Raw genomic sequence first — 16,144 nt, forward strand, 5'->3', positions numbered from 1 at the left:
TCTAGGTTATAAATAATTTAAGTGTACTTTGTTTATTATCTCCAAAATAATACAAAAATATAATATAAAAAATAAAAAAGTGGGAAAGTCTCTTTCCCACTTTAAATACTTCTTTCATTTTTTATTATATCTTCATAACTTTCTCTTTCACATATTATTTTATATTCATTATCTTTTACTAAAACTACTGCTGCTTTTGGAATTTTATTATAATTGCTGGACATAGAATATCCATATGCTCCTGTGCTAGTGATAGCTAAAATATCTCCTGTTTTTATGCAAGGTACTTGAACATCATTTAGCAGTATATCTCCTGATTCACAACATTTTCCTGATATAGTTACAGTTTCGCAAAATTTTTCATTTACTCTATTGCATATAATACATTCATATTCTGCATTGTAAAGCGCAGGCCTTATATTATCTGTCATTCCACCATCTACCGCTACATACTTCCTAATATTTGGTATTGTTTTTATAGAACCTATAGTGTATAAAGTAGTTCCTGCATTACCTATAATTGACCTTCCTGGTTCTATTATTAATACTGGAATATTCATATCTAGTTCTTTGCAAGTTTTAGTAGCTCTATTTAATATAGTACTACAAAATTCTTCTATAGATTTTGGATTATCTTCTTCTGTATAATATATGCCAAATCCTCCACCTAAATCAACTTCCTTTATATCATAATTTAATTCTTCTTTTATCCTTTTTACTAAAGCTAACATTACATCTACTGCATCTTCATAAGGTTTTGTTTCAAATATTTGTGATCCTATATGGCAATGTAACCCTACTAAATTTATATTAGATAAATTTATAACTTCTTTAATATTATCTATAGTTTTTTCATTTACTAAAGTAAATCCAAATTTTGAATCAATTTGTCCTGTCTTTATATAATCGTGAGTATGAGCTTCTATTCCTGGAGTTACCCTTAAAAATATATTTTGAACTATCCCCTTATTTTTTGCTATTTCATTTATCTTCTCTATTTCATAAAAATTATCTACTACAAATCTGCCCACACCTAATTCTATACCCATTTTTATTTCTTCTATAGTTTTATTATTTCCATGAAAATATACTCTATCCATAGGGAAATTACTTTTATATGCTGTGTATAATTCCCCTCCTGATACTACATCTAAGCTTAACCCCTCTTGATTTATTATTTGACACATAGCTATAGTTAAAAATGCTTTTCCTGCATAAGCCACTTTGTTTTTCTTGTCAACTTCAAAATATTTATAATATTTTCTACATTTTTCTCTTACTAATTCTTCATCTATTACATATAAAGGAGTGCCTAATTTGTTAGTTAATTCTAGAGTATTTACTCCACCTATATACAGTGTATTATCCTTAACCTCCATTGTACCAAAAAGTTTCATTAATTTTGCCCCCTATTATAAGTTAAACTCTTTTGCTACTATATTTATTGCCTTAGTTTTATCTTCATGTTTTATAGCACATGTAATTCTTATTTCTGATGTAGTTATCATTTTTACTTCTATATTATTTTCTTTAAACAATTTAAACATCTTAGCTGCAACTCCAGAAGTTGTTTTCATTCCAATTCCCACAATAGAAAATTTAGTAATATCTTCATTGATTGTAATATTATCTTTGTTTGCAAACTTTTTAATAATGCCCATACATTCTTTTAAATCTTCCTTAGGTATAGTAAAAGATATATTTACTTTATTATTTATTGGTGCTGTTTGACTTATCATATCTATATTTATTTTTTTACTTCCTACACTTTCAAATAAATTAGATAACATATTTATATCGTTTTCTATTTCCTTTATTGTTATAACTACATCCTCATCACTAGTAGCAATTCCTGTTACAGGTTTATCTTCCATATTCATATTTTTTACCTCCTTAATAACTGTACCTTTAATATCACTATTGCTTAAACCTACATATATTGGTATATTATATTTTTGTCCAAGCTCTATAGACCTTGAATGCATTATTTGAGCTCCTAAACTTGAAAGTTCAAGCATTTCTTCATAATCAATTTCATTTAACTTTTTAGCATCTTTATATATTCTTGGATCTACACTATATATACCATCAACATCTGTATATATTTCACATATTCCATTAAATTTTGCTGCTATAGCTACTGCAGTAGTATCTGATCCCCCCCTACCTAAAGTAGTTATATTTCCTTCTTCATTTATTCCTTGAAATCCAGCTACTATTACTATTTTTCCTTTTTCTAAACTTTTTCTTATTTTATTATCATTAATATCACTTATAAATGACTTTCCATATTGTCCATTTGTTTTAATACCAATTTGATATGCTGTGTAACTTACAGCATCATATCCCATATCTTTTATAGCCATAGCTAACAAAGATGCTGATATCATCTCCCCTGTAGAAAGCAGTGCATCTAATTCTCTTTTATCAGCATTGTTAGTAATTTGTTTTGCAAGAGATATTAAATTATCTGTTGTATCACCCATAGCTGATACAACAATTACTAAACTGTCTCCATTATCTTTTCTCTTTATAACAGTTTTAGCTACCTTTTTTATCTTTTCTACAGATCCTACAGAACTTCCTCCATATTTTTGAACAATTACTGCCATAGTATGAGCCCCCTTTATTATTTATGCATTATATTGAATAAAAATTCTATCAAAGTAAAAAAATATACAGCAAAGGAACACCTCTGCTGTATTACTCAGCAATCTGTGACCTTTGTAGCTCTCCACCTTTAATATAAGGTGACAGCCTTACACATATTTTATGTAAGACCAGGAAATAACCTTGCAAAAATTAATTTCCTTCGGCTGCAATTCCTTTCTTTATTTATTACAGCTTGCCAGCTCCAAATAAATACTCTTAATTACAGCGCCTCTACTTAGGCATATTTAGTTATAATTTAAAATATTGAAGTTATTTTAACATATATTATCAAATATTTCAACTCTATTTTTTTATTTATTATTCAAAATTTAATCTTTATTCTAAAATAATACGAATTTTCATACTTAATACTTCCATTATTTAATTAGATTTATATTAAAATTAATTACAGCTCATAAAATTGTTGAAAACTTTTTAACGCATATACATTATCTTTAACTCCACCTAATTCTCTTATAGAATGCATTGCTAATATGCTAGTTCCTATATCTACGGAATTTATATCTAAATATGATGTTAAAATTGGTCCAATAGTTGAACCTCCTCTTTGATCTGACCTATTTACAAACTTTTGAACAGGAATATCAGCTAAATTACATATTTGCTCAAATATAGCACTAGTTATAGCATCCGATGTATATGTTTGACTTGCACTTATTTTTATAACTGGTCCTCCATTTATAACAGGTCTATTTGTAGGATCTGTTTTTTCTAAATTGTTAGGATGAACAGCATGAGCCATATCTGCTGATATAACAAAAGACTTTGATAAAGCCCTAAAATAATCTTCTCTACTTCCATCAAAAGCTATAATTATTCTTTCCAAAATAGATGAAAGCATAGGGGAATCAGCTCCTTGTTTGGTTCTACTACCTACCTCTTCATTATCAAAACAAACAATCAAATCTGTAGATTTAGGATTATTAATACTAGTTAATGCTTTAATTCCACTAAAAACCATAGATAAATCATCTAATTTAGCACTAGATATAAACTCTTTATTGTTGCCTATTATTTTGCCTTTTTCAAATTCATATAAAAACAAATCAAAATCAAGTATATCTTCTTTATTAACTTTTAATTCTTCTTCCAATATATTTAATAAATAATTATTTTCTTCCACATTTTTATTTATTACACTTAAAAGAGGTAAAACATCTTTTTGTCTATTTATATCTACTCCTTTATTTACATTTCTATTCATATGTATGGCTAAATTAGGTATTATTAAAATAGGTCTATTAATATTTATAAATTTAATTTCTGGTTTCATTACATTTTCACTTTTTAAAATTACTCTTCCAGCTATAGATAAAGGTCTATCAAACCATGTATTTAATATAGGTCCTCCATACACCTCTGTATTTAATTTAACATATTTTTCAGATATAATATCTGCATTAGGCTTTATTTTAAATCCTGGAGAATCTGTATGAGTTCCTATAATTTTAAATCCATTTTTAATAACATCTTCTTTTGAAGCTATAAAAGCAATTATAGCCGAATTATTTTTAATTACAAAATATTTGCCTCCTAATTTTAAATTCCACTTTTCTTCTTCTTTTAATTCTTTAAAACCTGATTTTTGTAAATAGCTTTTTAAATTATTTACTACATGAAAATTTGTAGGAGAGTCATATATAAAATCTATTAATTCTTCAGCTAACTTTAATTCTTTATTCATTATTATCCTCCTTATAATATAATATTTATGGAATATATATATTATACTCACACTTTATAACAATATTTCAAATATTATTGTATAATATATTGAGAACTTATGAAATACTTAAAAATATAAGAGGTGATTACAAATGTTATCAAAATTTTTAGTAACTAATTTTATAAAAGATTATAACAATATTTCTGATGAAAAAGTAAGGAATTCTTATGGATATTTAGGAGGAATAGTAGGAATTATAGCTAACATTTTGCTATTTATAGTGAAAATTTTTGTAGGTTTCATTACAAATAGCATAGCCGTTATAGCAGATGCTGTAAATAATTTATCCGATGCTGCTTCTTCTATAATAACAATAATAGGTTTTAAATTAGCTAGCAAACCTGCTGATGCTGAACATCCTTTTGGTCATGGTAGAATAGAATATATTTCCGGCTTAATAGTATCTTTTATGGTTATGTTAGTTGGATTTGAATTTATAAAAACATCTTTTAAAAGAATAATAAATCCTACTAATATAAATTTTCAACTAATGCCCTTTTTACTATTATTAGTTTCAATATTAACAAAAATTTGGTTAAGCTATTTTAATAAATACATAGGAAAAACTATTGATTCTTCTGCATTGCAAGCATCATCATTAGATGCTCTAGGTGATGTGTTTACATCAAGCTGTGTAGCTTTATCCTTATTAGCTTCTAAATGGACATCTACACCTATAGATGGATATGTAGGAGTACTAGTTTCTATATTTATATTATATTCTGGATTTTCATTAACAAAAGAAACATTAGATCCTATTTTAGGAGAAGCTCCTGATCCTGAACTTGTAAAAAAACTAATAGATGGTGTTTGTAGTTATGACTATATATCTGGTGTTCACGATATTATAATACATAATTATGGTCCTGGAAAAGCAATGGCTTCTGTACATGCTGAAGTTCCTTGTGATATATCTGTAATGAAAATTCACGAAATTATAGATACCGCAGAAAAAGAACTTTCTGAAAAGCTCAATATATTTCTTGTTATACACATGGATCCTATAAATACAAATGATGAAAAGGTAAATTCTACTAAAAATGAATTATTAAAAATCATACACAATGATTTTCCTATAATAAAATCTATACATGATTTTAGAATAGTAGGAGATAATGATTTTAAGAACTTAATTTTTGATATAGTTATAGATTATGAGCATGTTCTTACACCTGAAATTGAAGAAAAATTAAAAAAAGATTTAGATAATGCTATAAAAACAATACATCCCCACTACAATGCTATAATCACTATTGATAGAGACTTTACTTCTTTAAAATAGTACACAATACATTTAAAGTTGCATAATATATATTGATTTAAAATATCAGGAGTGTGATTATTAAATATGAAAGGAAATATAAAACATTTTTTTCCTGGTAATAATACTTCTCAGGGCTTTTTTTCATTTTATAATTATATACTACCACAGGAAAAAGCTAAAAGGATAATTTGTCTCAAAGGCGGTCCTGGCACAGGGAAATCTACATTGATAAAAAAAGTAGGCGAACATTTTAACAATTGCGGATTTGATATTGAATATCATCACTGTTCATCAGATGATTCTTCTTTAGATGCTTTATTAATAAATAATATAAACATAGCTATATTAGATGGCACTTCTCCTCATATAGTAGACCCTATAAATCCTGGTGCAGTAGATGAAATATTAAATCTTGGCGAATGTTTAAATAAAAAAGAATTAACTAATATTAAAACTGAAATAATAAACACTAATGAAAAAATAAGTAATACATTTAAAAAAGCATATAGTTATTTTTATGCTGCTAGAAGTATTCACAACATATGGTCTAATTGCAATTTAAAATCTTTAAATAATTCTAAAATAAACAAATTAATAGAAGACTTAAATTTAAGTATATTTAAAAAAAACAGATTATCTTATTTAGGAAGTGAAAGACACTTATTTGTTACTGCTTTTACTCCAAACGGAATCATAACTTATATAGATGATATATATAAAAATATAGATAATTTATATGTTTTAAATGGAGGTCCCGGACTAAAAAAAACTAAAATATTAACTTCTATATACAAAGAAGCTATAACTAGGGGGTATTTTGTAGAAGTTTTTCATGACCCTTTAATTCCTAAAAGAATAGAACATGTATTTATACCTGAGCTTAGTACAGCTATTTTAACATCTAATGAAATAAACAAAAAAAACTTACCTGGAATACAAATATATCTAGAAAATTTCATTAACCATAATAATCATTCTATTTTAATAAAAGAAGATATAAAAAACTTTTATATGTTATTAAATGAAGGATTGAATATATTAAAAAAAGCAAAAATTTTACATGATGAATTAGAAGAATACTATAATCCTAATATTGATTTTGATAAATTAAATGTTATAGAAGATAAGTTAATTTATAAATTAAAAAAATATATTAAATAAAATAAATAGACAATAAATCAACATAAATACTGATTTATTGTCTATTTGTTTATTTTAAAAATAAACATATAATTCATGCAAAGCTCTAGTTGCCATAACATACATAAGCTTATTTTCCTCCAAATAATTGTAATTTTTATTTTTATCACGCAAATATAATATTACAGCATCAAACTCTAATCCTTTTGAAAGATAAGAAGTTAGAATTACCTCTCCACCATTATAATTAATATTTTCATTTTCAAACACCTTTAAATGAATTTTGTCTTTTAACCTATTTCCTAATACCTGTACACACTTTAAATTTCTTGTGATTATAGCAATATTCTCATAGCCCTTTTCTTTAAGCTTATTAATAGTATTTATAATATCTTTTTCAATTTCCTTTTGTGAATTTAATTTTTTTTCTACAACATCTTTACCAGATCTAACTATTGGTACTATTCTTTTCTCATCTAAATATTTATTAGCATATTCCATAATTTCTTTTGTAGATCTATAACTTTTTAAAAGATTAAAATGTTCTATATCTAAATCCTTTATATACTTTTCTAACACAACCATAGGTATATCTTCTTTTATAGGAATTATTCTTTGATTGCTATCTCCTACTATAGTAAAAGAATTACACTTAGTTAATTCTTTTATAACAATAAACTGTAATACAGAATAATCCTGTGCCTCATCTATTATTATATGTTTAATTTCATCTTTAAGTTTATACCCCTCTAATTTAATCTTTAAATATAAAATAGCAGATAAATCATCATATATTAATTCTTCTTTATTAAACTCTTTATAAATTTTAACAACATCACAAATTTTTATCCAAGTAATATCTTTTTTTACTTTAATAACATCTCTCATAACTTTTTTAATAGCTAGTTTTCTTTTAAAATCTAAATCACTTCCATATATCTCTAATTGGTCTTCATCTAATTTAGATAGTTCTCTTTTATATTCTTTTTCTATATGTCTTACATATTTATCTCTTTCATCTTTAATTCTAGAGTATATTATTCTTTTTATCTTCTTTAATCTTCTAAATAAAGGCATATCTTTATAATAATTGTTATACATATCTTTGATTTCTTTTTCTTCAACAATTACCTTATCTCCAAATTTTACACATTGTATTTTATCATATTGAATTTTATCTAAATGCTTAATAATATTATTTAATTCATTTACATATAAATAAGAATTTTTATGTACTACCTTATTTATAAATTTTTCATCTCCAGCCAATATTTTTTCCATGTAATCTTTAAAACTCATAATTTCATCCAATTCTAATATAGATAATGCTAATTCAATAAAAGTAGTTTGTCTTACACCTATTTCTCCAAGGCTTGGTAAAACCCTTGATATATATTCCATAAAAATTTCATTAGGACCTAATATTAAAACTTTATCTTGTAATACATTTCTATAATTATACAGTAAATAAGCTACTCTATGAAGTGCTACAGTAGTTTTTCCACTTCCTGCTACACCATCAACAATTATAGTTTTTTTTCTTGACTGCCTTATTAAATTATCTTGTTCCGTTTGTATTGTCATAACAATATCTTTTAGTTTTTCTGAAGAATTTTTACTTAGCATTACTTGAAGCATTTCATCTTTTATATCTATTTCTGAATCAAACATTCCTAAAAGCTGTGATTTCTTTATTATAAATTGTCTCTTATTAATTATATTGACCTTAATTTTTCCTTTTGGCGCAATATAATATTCCTCTCCAAGTTTACCTGAGTAAAACAAAGAAGATATTGGAGCTCTCCAATCTATCACTAAGGGCTCATATCCTCCTTCTGGTATAATACCAAATCTGCCTATATAAATCGTATCTACATCATCATAGTCTTCTTCTTCAAAAACAATTTTCCCAAAATAAGGTGATTTAGCAAGTATGGTATACTCTCTTAACTTATTATCAATGTATTTATAACTTTCTTCTTCTATAAATTTTTCATGATCAAAATATTCTATTATTTTATCTTCATCATCTTTATATTCTTCTACAGCTTTTTTTCTACATTTTAAAATACCACTAACTACGCCTTTTCTTTTGCTAATTAAATTTAAAATTTCATTTTTTATAGAATTTATAACATATTTTAATCTGTCTTTTTCATGATTAATTTCTATCTGCTTTTTTAATTCCCTATCAGGTTTATATTTATTCATTCATCTTCCCCCTTACAACATAAGTATACTATTTTTAATTGTTTCCATTTTTTAATTCATTAACCATATTAATAAATTCATCTCCCATTAAAGTTTCCTTTTCTATTAATTTTTCAGCTATTTTTTCTAAACAATTTTTATTTTCTTTTAATATATCAATGGCTTTTTTATGACAATATTTTATAATTTTTAAAGTCTCCTCATCAATAATAGCTGCTGTTTGAATACTACAATTTTGAACAGATTTTCCTCCTAAATACTTATTAGATATAGACTCTAATGCCATCATATCAAATCTTTCACTCATTCCATATACAGTAACCATATTTCTTGCCGTTTCAGTAGCTCTTTCTATATCATTAGATGCTCCTGTAGAAATGGTATTAAACTTAACTTCTTCTGCAGCCCTTCCTCCTAACATAACAGTTATTTGTTCTATCATTTCTTCTTTAGTAATAAGATATTTTTCCGATGTAGGTAACTGCATTGTATATCCTAAAGACCCCATAGTCCTAGGTACTATAGTTATTTTATGTACCGGGTCTGTATGAGTTAAAAGTGCTGCTACTAAAGCATGACCTACTTCATGAAAAGCCACAGATTTCTTTTCTTTAGGTGATAAAATTCTATCTCTTTTTTCCTTTCCTGCAATAATAACTTCTACTGCTTCTTCTAAATCTTCTTGTATAACTTCTTTTCTATTATTTTTTACTGCCCTTAATGCAGCTTCATTAATTATATTTGCTAAATCTGCTCCTACTGCTCCTGGAGTAGACTTAGCAATAGAACTCAAGTCAACGCCTTCTGACATCCTTACCCCTTTAGAATGAACTTTCAGTATATCTATCCTACCTTTTAAATCTGGTCTATCAACTATAACCCTTCTATCAAACCTCCCCGGTCTTAAAAGGGCTTTATCTAATATTTCAGGTCTATTTGTAGCTGCTAATATAACTACTCCTTTTGATGAATCAAATCCATCCATTTCTGATAACAATTGATTTAATGTTTGTTCTCTTTCATCATTTCCTGATATATTTCCATCTCTGCTTTTTCCTATGGCATCTATTTCATCTATAAATATTATACATGGGGCTTTTTCCTGAGCTTGTTCAAATAAATCTCTTACTCTTGCGGCCCCCATTCCCACAAACATTTCAACAAAAGCAGAACCAGATATTGAAAAAAACGGAACACCTGCTTCACCTGCTACTGCTTTAGCTAATAAAGTTTTTCCAGTACCAGGAGGTCCAACTAAAAGAGCTCCCTTAGGCAACTTAGCTCCTATTTCTGTATATCTCTCTGGTTTATGTAAAAAATCTACTATTTCAATTAAAGATTCCTTAGCCTCTTCTTGTCCTGCTACATCCTTAAAGGTTACACCTGTTTCATTTTCTGCATATATTTTAGCTGTATTTTTTCCAAAGGACATAACTCCACTTCCTATTTTTTTATTTATTTTTCCAAATAACATACGTCCTATAAATATAGCTATTAAAATAGGTATTAAATTTATTAAGATATTCTTAGAAACACTATTTTCCTGAGACACTGCACCATATTGAGTATTATACTTACTACTCCATTCTGATAATTTGACTAAAAGTTGTTCATCCGATATCTTTTCAGTATACAATGTCCTTTTCTTTCCCTCTATTTTCTCCTTAGGAATAATAATTATCTTATCTTTGGATAACTTTATATCTTCTATTTTGCCCTGATTTCCCATTTCTATAAATTTACTATACTTAATATAATCTGTTTTTATATTTTTTATGTAATCATTTGAAAGAACTATAACTATTAGTACAATTAATGTGTAGTAAATTGCATACTTTATTTTGTTTCCATCAAATTTTTTATTGTTAAACATATATTCCCTCCACAAATCAATTTAAATATTCATAATATGAACTATAAATATATTTTATATTTTATCATAACCATTATCAAATTAAATTAATATTTTATGTATAAATTTATTATTAACAAAATAAATAATAGTTAAAAAAGATTTAATCTTTTTTAACTATTATTGCTACATTTTCAATATGTGTGGAGTGTTGCCTAGTACAATATGCTTGCCCTTCATACTCTAGTCCGTTTTCCAAAACAAACACAAAATGTTCAGGGGATTTTACAAGCACCTTATTGACTAAGGCTTTAAATATATCATCGTCAAACTCTTCCAACCCATTCTCTTTAGCATTTAATATCATTGCTACATTTTTAAGTCGTTGCTTATAATCCTCATTTTTTATATTTTCTTCTTCAAACTCTATCTTTTTATCATTGAGGATTTCAATTTGATTTTTGATTCGCTCATATTCTTCATCGTAGTATTTATCGTCTATTTTGCCCCGAAGCTGTAACTGTATAAGATTCTTCAGGTCTTGCTCGTAAACCCCAATCTCTTCAATTATATCATTTATCTTTTTTATATTTGTATCCTTTTTTAAAACTTTTTCAATATTGCTCATGAATGTCTTTAAAAAAGAACCTTTATCCTCAACCATATCATTGTATAGTTGGACAAAGGTTCTCTTAAGTACTTCATCGTTTACTGCTTTTGAATCACAGTTTTCAATGCCCTTTATATAATTATTACACTGCCACATTATTTTTTCGGATTTAGTACCTGCATTCCACTTCCTTCGTTTTAAAGTTCTTCCACATTTATCGCAGAATAACTTTCCACTAAAGGCATACTTATTGGTATATTTCGTTCTATCATTATTTTTACCGCTAGATACTTCAAATCTTTTTTTCTTTTCAGCCTGTACCATATCAAAGATTTCTTTTGAAATAATCGGCTCATGATTATTTTCAACCCTATATTTAGGCTCCAAATTATTATTCTTTACTCTTTTGTGTGTTAAATAATCAACTGTTACGGTTTTTTGCAGAAGCAACTCTCCATAGTATTTTTCATTACTCAATATTTTGCTAACCGTTGAACCATGCCACCTTGTTCCTCCAGTTACTGTTCTAATCCCATCTTTTTCAAGACCTCTGGCAATGGTACTATATCCTTTCCCTTCTAAATACTCTCTATAAATTCTTCTTACAACCTCGGCTTCTTCTTCGTTGATTACAAGGTTTCCATTTTCATCTTTATCATATCCATGTAATCTTGTAGTATTGCAAACCGTGGCTCCATCTCTGAATCGTTTCCTGATACCCCACTTTGAGTTTTCTGAAATATTCCTGCTTTCTTCCTGTGCAATTGAACTCATCATGGTTAACACTAGTTCTACCTTTGGGTCAAAAGAATATATATTCTCTTTTTCGAAGAAAACCTCTACCCCAATATTTCTCAACATACGCACATGATTAAGGCAATCTACTGTGTTCCTAGCAAATCTTGAAATGGATTTTGTAATAACCAAGTCTATCTTTCCATCCTGACAATCTTTAATCATTCTGTTGAATGAAAGCCTATTCTTTACATTTGTTCCACTGGAACCTGCATCGGCATATATCTGTACAAATTCCCACTGTGGATTTTCTTTGATTTTTTTAGTATACTCACTTACCTGTGCATTATAGCTTTCCATCTGTTCATCGGAATCTGTGCTTACCCTACAGTAAGCACAAACCCTTCTCTTTATGTTCATATCACTTTCATCTGTAAAATTTAATTTTTTGACTGGCTCCAATACCTGAACGCTTTTACTCATAATAATATTTGCTCCTTCCTTTTTATTGTAATTGGGTACACACATGATATAATTAGTGTTGCAATAATTCAAGCAATTCTTTGATTATCATTCTTATAAAAGGACTTTCTATTTTCCCTATCTATTGCAGCATATTCTTCATCAGAAATCATATTTTCTTCTCTTAATTTTTTAAGTAAATGAACACTCCACAAATATTCAACATTACTTCCCTTTACCATAGACACCCTCCTTGTTTTTATGAAAATTAAAAGACCCACAAAAATGTGAGTCCGTCAGTTAAAATAAACTTTTAAGTTGTATACTTTGGGTTAATATTTCACCACTTTCATTACTTGTTGCAGATAAAATAACTGAATAGCCATATCCTTCTCCTTCCAGTTTTACTTTATAACTATTTATAACTGTATAGATGTAATTGCTTGACGGGGTTCCATTTGGATTCAAGCTAAATGAATAAGTATCATTGACATCTGCAAGCACCCCATTAACATACTTTTCAACCCCGAACCATTTGCTAGAGCCATATCTAACTGAAAAGTCAGTGTAACTCTTCCCACTTCCATCGGTATAGGAACTCCACATCTTATAAGTAATTACATCAGGAATGCTCTCCACAACTTCTATCTGTATATTTGTCTTTACAGTTGGTTTATCCTGAATATGAACAGAAATCTCTACACTTCCAATTGCTACCCCAGTAATCACACCATCATTGACTACAGCTATATTCTCATCTGATGATTCCCAAACAAGAATAGCTCCCTGATACTCTGTGCTATTCTTCATAACTGTTGCAGTAAATGTAAATTCTTTATTTAGTGCCACTTGACAATTTTCTTCATTTATTTGAATTTCCCATATTGCAATCAGGTTTGTATTGGCAATTTCATTAATCCGATCATCATAAGAACCAAATAAATCTTTTTCACAGTGAAGTATAACTATTCCTAGACGGCTTTTATCTACACCTACTACTTTCCATGCTTTATCCATTTTAATAAAACGCATATCAACATCGATTTTATTTGAAACCGAATCAGCAGGTATAGTAACCTGAATTTTACCTGCTTCAAAATTCATAAACTTTCCTTCATCTATTCCAAAACTGATTCCTTCAATAATTGAAATGAATTCACATAGCACTTCATCAACCACCATTTTTATGGTGTAGTTCATCTTTCTTATTCTTGCCTTATATGAATTTTTGTTCTTATCAATCTCACTAATAACAATCCATTGATCGGTTTGATAGTCGATTCTTTCACCAGTATGAATCTCCATATCCGTTCTTATCATCTTGTCATCGTAATAGCTTATCTTTTCATTTACATCAGTAATAATAGCTTTTGCTTGTATTCCTCTTATAACAACATTTTTACCTTTTTCCTTTAATAAAAAATCCAAATAATCTTCTACGCTTTTTGGCATACCACCACCTACCTATTACATTCATATAACCATAATTCTGTATAATCGCTCCAAGTTTTGATTTTCATTACCTTGAATAGGTTCTCTTTGATTGAAATATAACTGTCTTTACCTATTAAAGGTTCGATATCACAGAAAGCCCTTTTTGTGATTTCTATTTCTATGCCCTCTTCAAAGGATATGTTTCTATCATAAGGCTGTATATCCCCATATACTGTTTTTACTTCCTGCAATTGCTCCGTTAATATTTTCATTTCTGTATCATAGAACATAGTCAATAACCTACCTTAATCCTAGGAAGAGGTAGTGATAACCTAATAAACTCAGGAATACCTTCCTCATAGGTTACACTTTTTTCTCCCTCACTCCTTTTTATAATTCCTGCACTATCTCTATTTTTATATAGATACACAGCAAAATCTACTATAGTCCCTTCATAAGCATCTGATAACTCTATAACATTGCAATACCCAAGTATGATTTCTCTTGCTTTATTTAAGAAATGATTTAATATACTGTCTTTAGAGTTATCTGTAAGGTCAATTCCCAATAATTCTTTCATCAAATCTAGCACCTACTCATCCCTCCAATTCGTTAAGAGCTTTAATTATATTTTCTTTTTTCATTTTATTAGCATTAATACCTTTGGCACTTGCTAGACTTTTTAGTTCAGCATATTTCATATGCTCATAAACTGGAATCTCATCATTATCATTTTCTTGCTCATTAACAGAATTATATTTATAAAAACAATTCTCAACATGAGCATTTAAAGAAATAACACTGTTGTAATCAACACTACAATATGGACACTTCAATATAATCACCTTCCCTTAAAATCAGAAAAGGGATGCACCATAAGGCACACCCCTGTTCTAGTATCTTTAACCTAATAATCTACAAGCTAATTCTGGATTTAAAGTCTTTACTCCACAAAGCATATCAATTGAAATGACATCTTTCTTGTATTGACTATTGTAATCATAGATTACTCTTAATCCGAATCCATCATAATTAACGATTGCTTTCTGTTCAGAACTTAATCCTCTTGGCAATGCTAATGGTCTGCTTACTAATGCAAAAGCATTTTTGTGAAAGGCAATATTGGCAGTATGATTTCCTGTTATTGTTACATCTGTATCATCTGCGATATCTGTTGTTGCTGGATATACTTTTACAGCAATCTCATTGGCAGCAGCAGTAGCATTTTCTTTTATTACATAGGTCTTTCCACCAATTGAAAGAATATCTCCTTTAACAAGAGTACCCGTAAGATTGGTTCCGTCTATTACCAATTGAGTTGATCCTGCACTTACTGCTCCTTTAATTTTCACTGTTCCTTCATCCCCAGTTAATGTTCCTTTTGTATGAGGAATAACATTTTGATCCATAAAGATATTGAATCCGAACTTTCTACCTAGAGAAGCTTCTCTCATGGCTGTACCATTATCTCCTACTTTATCTGCCTCATGGAAGGTAGATAACTGAAGGAATTTATCCTCAGCAGCGGTATCAATTACAAGATTTCTATTTGCAAAAGGTACTTTATTGTCATTTAATATTTTTCTTGCTCCTGTAATATCGCTTACTGCACTGGGAGTAGTTCCTGCTGTACCATATGCATCTGGAATATCATTATATAATCCTAATAAGTACAAGTCTATTTTATTTGCAAACCCTTGCATGGCTGGAATCAATAATTGCTCACTAAAATCTCTAATATTCATGGTTAACTGTTCAGATGTTACTTCAAAAGATACATCCAATAATTTATCCAGTACTACTGTATCAGAACCTTCTGTTGCATCCTGAATCTGAATACCTGAGCTTCTATCAAACTCCTGTGCTTCAAATGTTGCTGGTTTTCTGATCGTTACCGTATTCCCCACACCAGCCACAAATTCCTGTGAATAGTCCCTATGTACTAAATTTGCCATTACTGTATTATTTCTTAATTGCATTAAAGCTTCCTTAGCTATAATTGATGGAGTTAAAATTGTATTTCCCATAATAAATCAC

At 28.2% G+C, this 16,144-nt stretch carries 14 protein-coding genes and 1 riboswitch; of the genes, 2 read left to right on the forward strand and 12 right to left on the reverse strand.

Annotated elements, in window-relative coordinates; all coding sequences use genetic code 11:
- Positions 1–101: 101 nt before the first annotated feature.
- The 3 genes from lysA to CLOACE_RS01350 all read right to left on the reverse strand — a co-directional run bounded on the left by lysA (position 102) and on the right by CLOACE_RS01350 (position 4,357).
- Positions 102–1,397 carry a diaminopimelate decarboxylase gene (gene lysA, locus CLOACE_RS01340; protein WP_070109246.1) on the reverse strand — a complete coding sequence of 432 codons (1,296 nt, stop codon included), beginning with the start codon at positions 1,395–1,397 and terminating at the stop codon, positions 102–104.
- A gap of 15 nt (positions 1,398–1,412) precedes the next feature.
- Positions 1,413–2,612, reverse strand: coding sequence for an aspartate kinase (locus CLOACE_RS01345; protein ID WP_070109247.1), 1,200 nt, complete (start codon positions 2,610–2,612; stop codon positions 1,413–1,415).
- 107 nt (positions 2,613–2,719) lie between these two features.
- A riboswitch (Lysine riboswitch) is annotated at positions 2,720–2,894 on the reverse strand.
- Between the two features lie 164 nt (positions 2,895–3,058).
- Positions 3,059–4,357: a M18 family aminopeptidase gene (locus tag CLOACE_RS01350; RefSeq protein WP_070109248.1), complete on the reverse strand. Its 1,299-nt coding sequence runs from the start codon at positions 4,355–4,357 to the stop codon at positions 3,059–3,061.
- A gap of 133 nt (positions 4,358–4,490) precedes the next feature.
- Between CLOACE_RS01350 and CLOACE_RS01355 the strand changes: the two genes are divergently transcribed.
- A complete protein-coding gene (locus CLOACE_RS01355; protein WP_070109249.1) occupies positions 4,491–5,681 on the forward strand; it encodes a cation diffusion facilitator family transporter in 1,191 nt (396 codons plus the stop codon).
- A 66-nt stretch (positions 5,682–5,747) separates the two neighbouring features.
- Positions 5,748–6,824 carry a PRK06851 family protein gene (locus CLOACE_RS01360; RefSeq protein WP_070109250.1) on the forward strand — a complete coding sequence of 359 codons (1,077 nt, stop codon included), beginning with the start codon at positions 5,748–5,750 and terminating at the stop codon, positions 6,822–6,824.
- 54 nt (positions 6,825–6,878) lie between these two features.
- Here the strand turns inward: CLOACE_RS01360 and CLOACE_RS01365 are convergent, their stop codons facing one another.
- From CLOACE_RS01365 to CLOACE_RS01400, 9 genes are all read right to left on the reverse strand, one after another.
- Positions 6,879–9,014 carry a HelD family protein gene (locus CLOACE_RS01365; protein WP_070109251.1) on the reverse strand — a complete coding sequence of 712 codons (2,136 nt, stop codon included), beginning with the start codon at positions 9,012–9,014 and terminating at the stop codon, positions 6,879–6,881.
- 34 nt (positions 9,015–9,048) lie between these two features.
- Positions 9,049–10,887, reverse strand: coding sequence for an ATP-dependent zinc metalloprotease FtsH (gene ftsH / locus CLOACE_RS01370; protein WP_070109252.1), 1,839 nt, complete (start codon positions 10,885–10,887; stop codon positions 9,049–9,051).
- 142 nt (positions 10,888–11,029) lie between these two features.
- Complete coding sequence (locus tag CLOACE_RS01375; protein WP_084027508.1) at positions 11,030–12,694, reverse strand: recombinase family protein; 1,665 nt, start codon at positions 12,692–12,694, stop codon at positions 11,030–11,032.
- Positions 12,695–12,762: 68 nt separating this feature from the next.
- A complete protein-coding gene (locus CLOACE_RS11710; RefSeq protein ID WP_175429420.1) occupies positions 12,763–12,915 on the reverse strand; it encodes an SHOCT domain-containing protein in 153 nt (50 codons plus the stop codon).
- A gap of 58 nt (positions 12,916–12,973) precedes the next feature.
- Entirely contained in the window at positions 12,974–14,125 is a 1,152-nt protein-coding gene (locus CLOACE_RS01380; protein WP_070109254.1) for an Ig-like domain-containing protein, read from the reverse strand.
- Between the two features lie 8 nt (positions 14,126–14,133).
- Complete coding sequence (locus CLOACE_RS01385; RefSeq protein WP_070109255.1) at positions 14,134–14,397, reverse strand: hypothetical protein; 264 nt, start codon at positions 14,395–14,397, stop codon at positions 14,134–14,136.
- Between the two features lie 2 nt (positions 14,398–14,399).
- A complete protein-coding gene (locus tag CLOACE_RS01390; RefSeq protein WP_207644896.1) occupies positions 14,400–14,699 on the reverse strand; it encodes a phage head-tail connector protein in 300 nt (99 codons plus the stop codon).
- Between the two features lie 4 nt (positions 14,700–14,703).
- Positions 14,704–14,943: a hypothetical protein gene (locus CLOACE_RS01395; RefSeq protein WP_070109256.1), complete on the reverse strand. Its 240-nt coding sequence runs from the start codon at positions 14,941–14,943 to the stop codon at positions 14,704–14,706.
- A 66-nt stretch (positions 14,944–15,009) separates the two neighbouring features.
- Entirely contained in the window at positions 15,010–16,134 is a 1,125-nt protein-coding gene (locus tag CLOACE_RS01400; RefSeq protein ID WP_070109257.1) for a major capsid protein, read from the reverse strand.
- Between the last annotated feature and the right edge of the window lie 10 nt (positions 16,135–16,144).

This window comes from Clostridium acetireducens DSM 10703 (assembly GCF_001758365.1).
Taxonomy (GTDB): domain Bacteria; phylum Bacillota; class Clostridia; order Clostridiales; family Clostridiaceae; genus Clostridium_C; species Clostridium_C acetireducens.

Excerpts from the sequence above, each read along its gene's own strand:
- lysA (WP_070109246.1), bottom strand. The coding sequence starts at position 1,397 with ATGAAACTTTTTGGTACAATGGAGGTTAAGGATAATACACTGTATATA.
- CLOACE_RS01345 (WP_070109247.1), bottom strand. The coding sequence starts at position 2,612 with ATGGCAGTAATTGTTCAAAAATATGGAGGAAGTTCTGTAGGATCTGTA.
- CLOACE_RS01350 (WP_070109248.1), bottom strand. The coding sequence starts at position 4,357 with ATGAATAAAGAATTAAAGTTAGCTGAAGAATTAATAGATTTTATATAT.
- CLOACE_RS01355 (WP_070109249.1), top strand. The coding sequence starts at position 4,491 with ATGTTATCAAAATTTTTAGTAACTAATTTTATAAAAGATTATAACAAT.
- CLOACE_RS01360 (WP_070109250.1), top strand. The coding sequence starts at position 5,748 with ATGAAAGGAAATATAAAACATTTTTTTCCTGGTAATAATACTTCTCAG.
- CLOACE_RS01365 (WP_070109251.1), bottom strand. The coding sequence starts at position 9,014 with ATGAATAAATATAAACCTGATAGGGAATTAAAAAAGCAGATAGAAATT.
- ftsH (WP_070109252.1), bottom strand. The coding sequence starts at position 10,887 with ATGTTTAACAATAAAAAATTTGATGGAAACAAAATAAAGTATGCAATT.
- CLOACE_RS01375 (WP_084027508.1), bottom strand. The coding sequence starts at position 12,694 with ATGAGTAAAAGCGTTCAGGTATTGGAGCCAGTCAAAAAATTAAATTTT.
- CLOACE_RS11710 (WP_175429420.1), bottom strand. The coding sequence starts at position 12,915 with ATGGTAAAGGGAAGTAATGTTGAATATTTGTGGAGTGTTCATTTACTT.
- CLOACE_RS01380 (WP_070109254.1), bottom strand. The coding sequence starts at position 14,125 with ATGCCAAAAAGCGTAGAAGATTATTTGGATTTTTTATTAAAGGAAAAA.
- CLOACE_RS01385 (WP_070109255.1), bottom strand. The coding sequence starts at position 14,397 with ATGTTCTATGATACAGAAATGAAAATATTAACGGAGCAATTGCAGGAA.
- CLOACE_RS01400 (WP_070109257.1), bottom strand. The coding sequence starts at position 16,134 with ATGGGAAATACAATTTTAACTCCATCAATTATAGCTAAGGAAGCTTTA.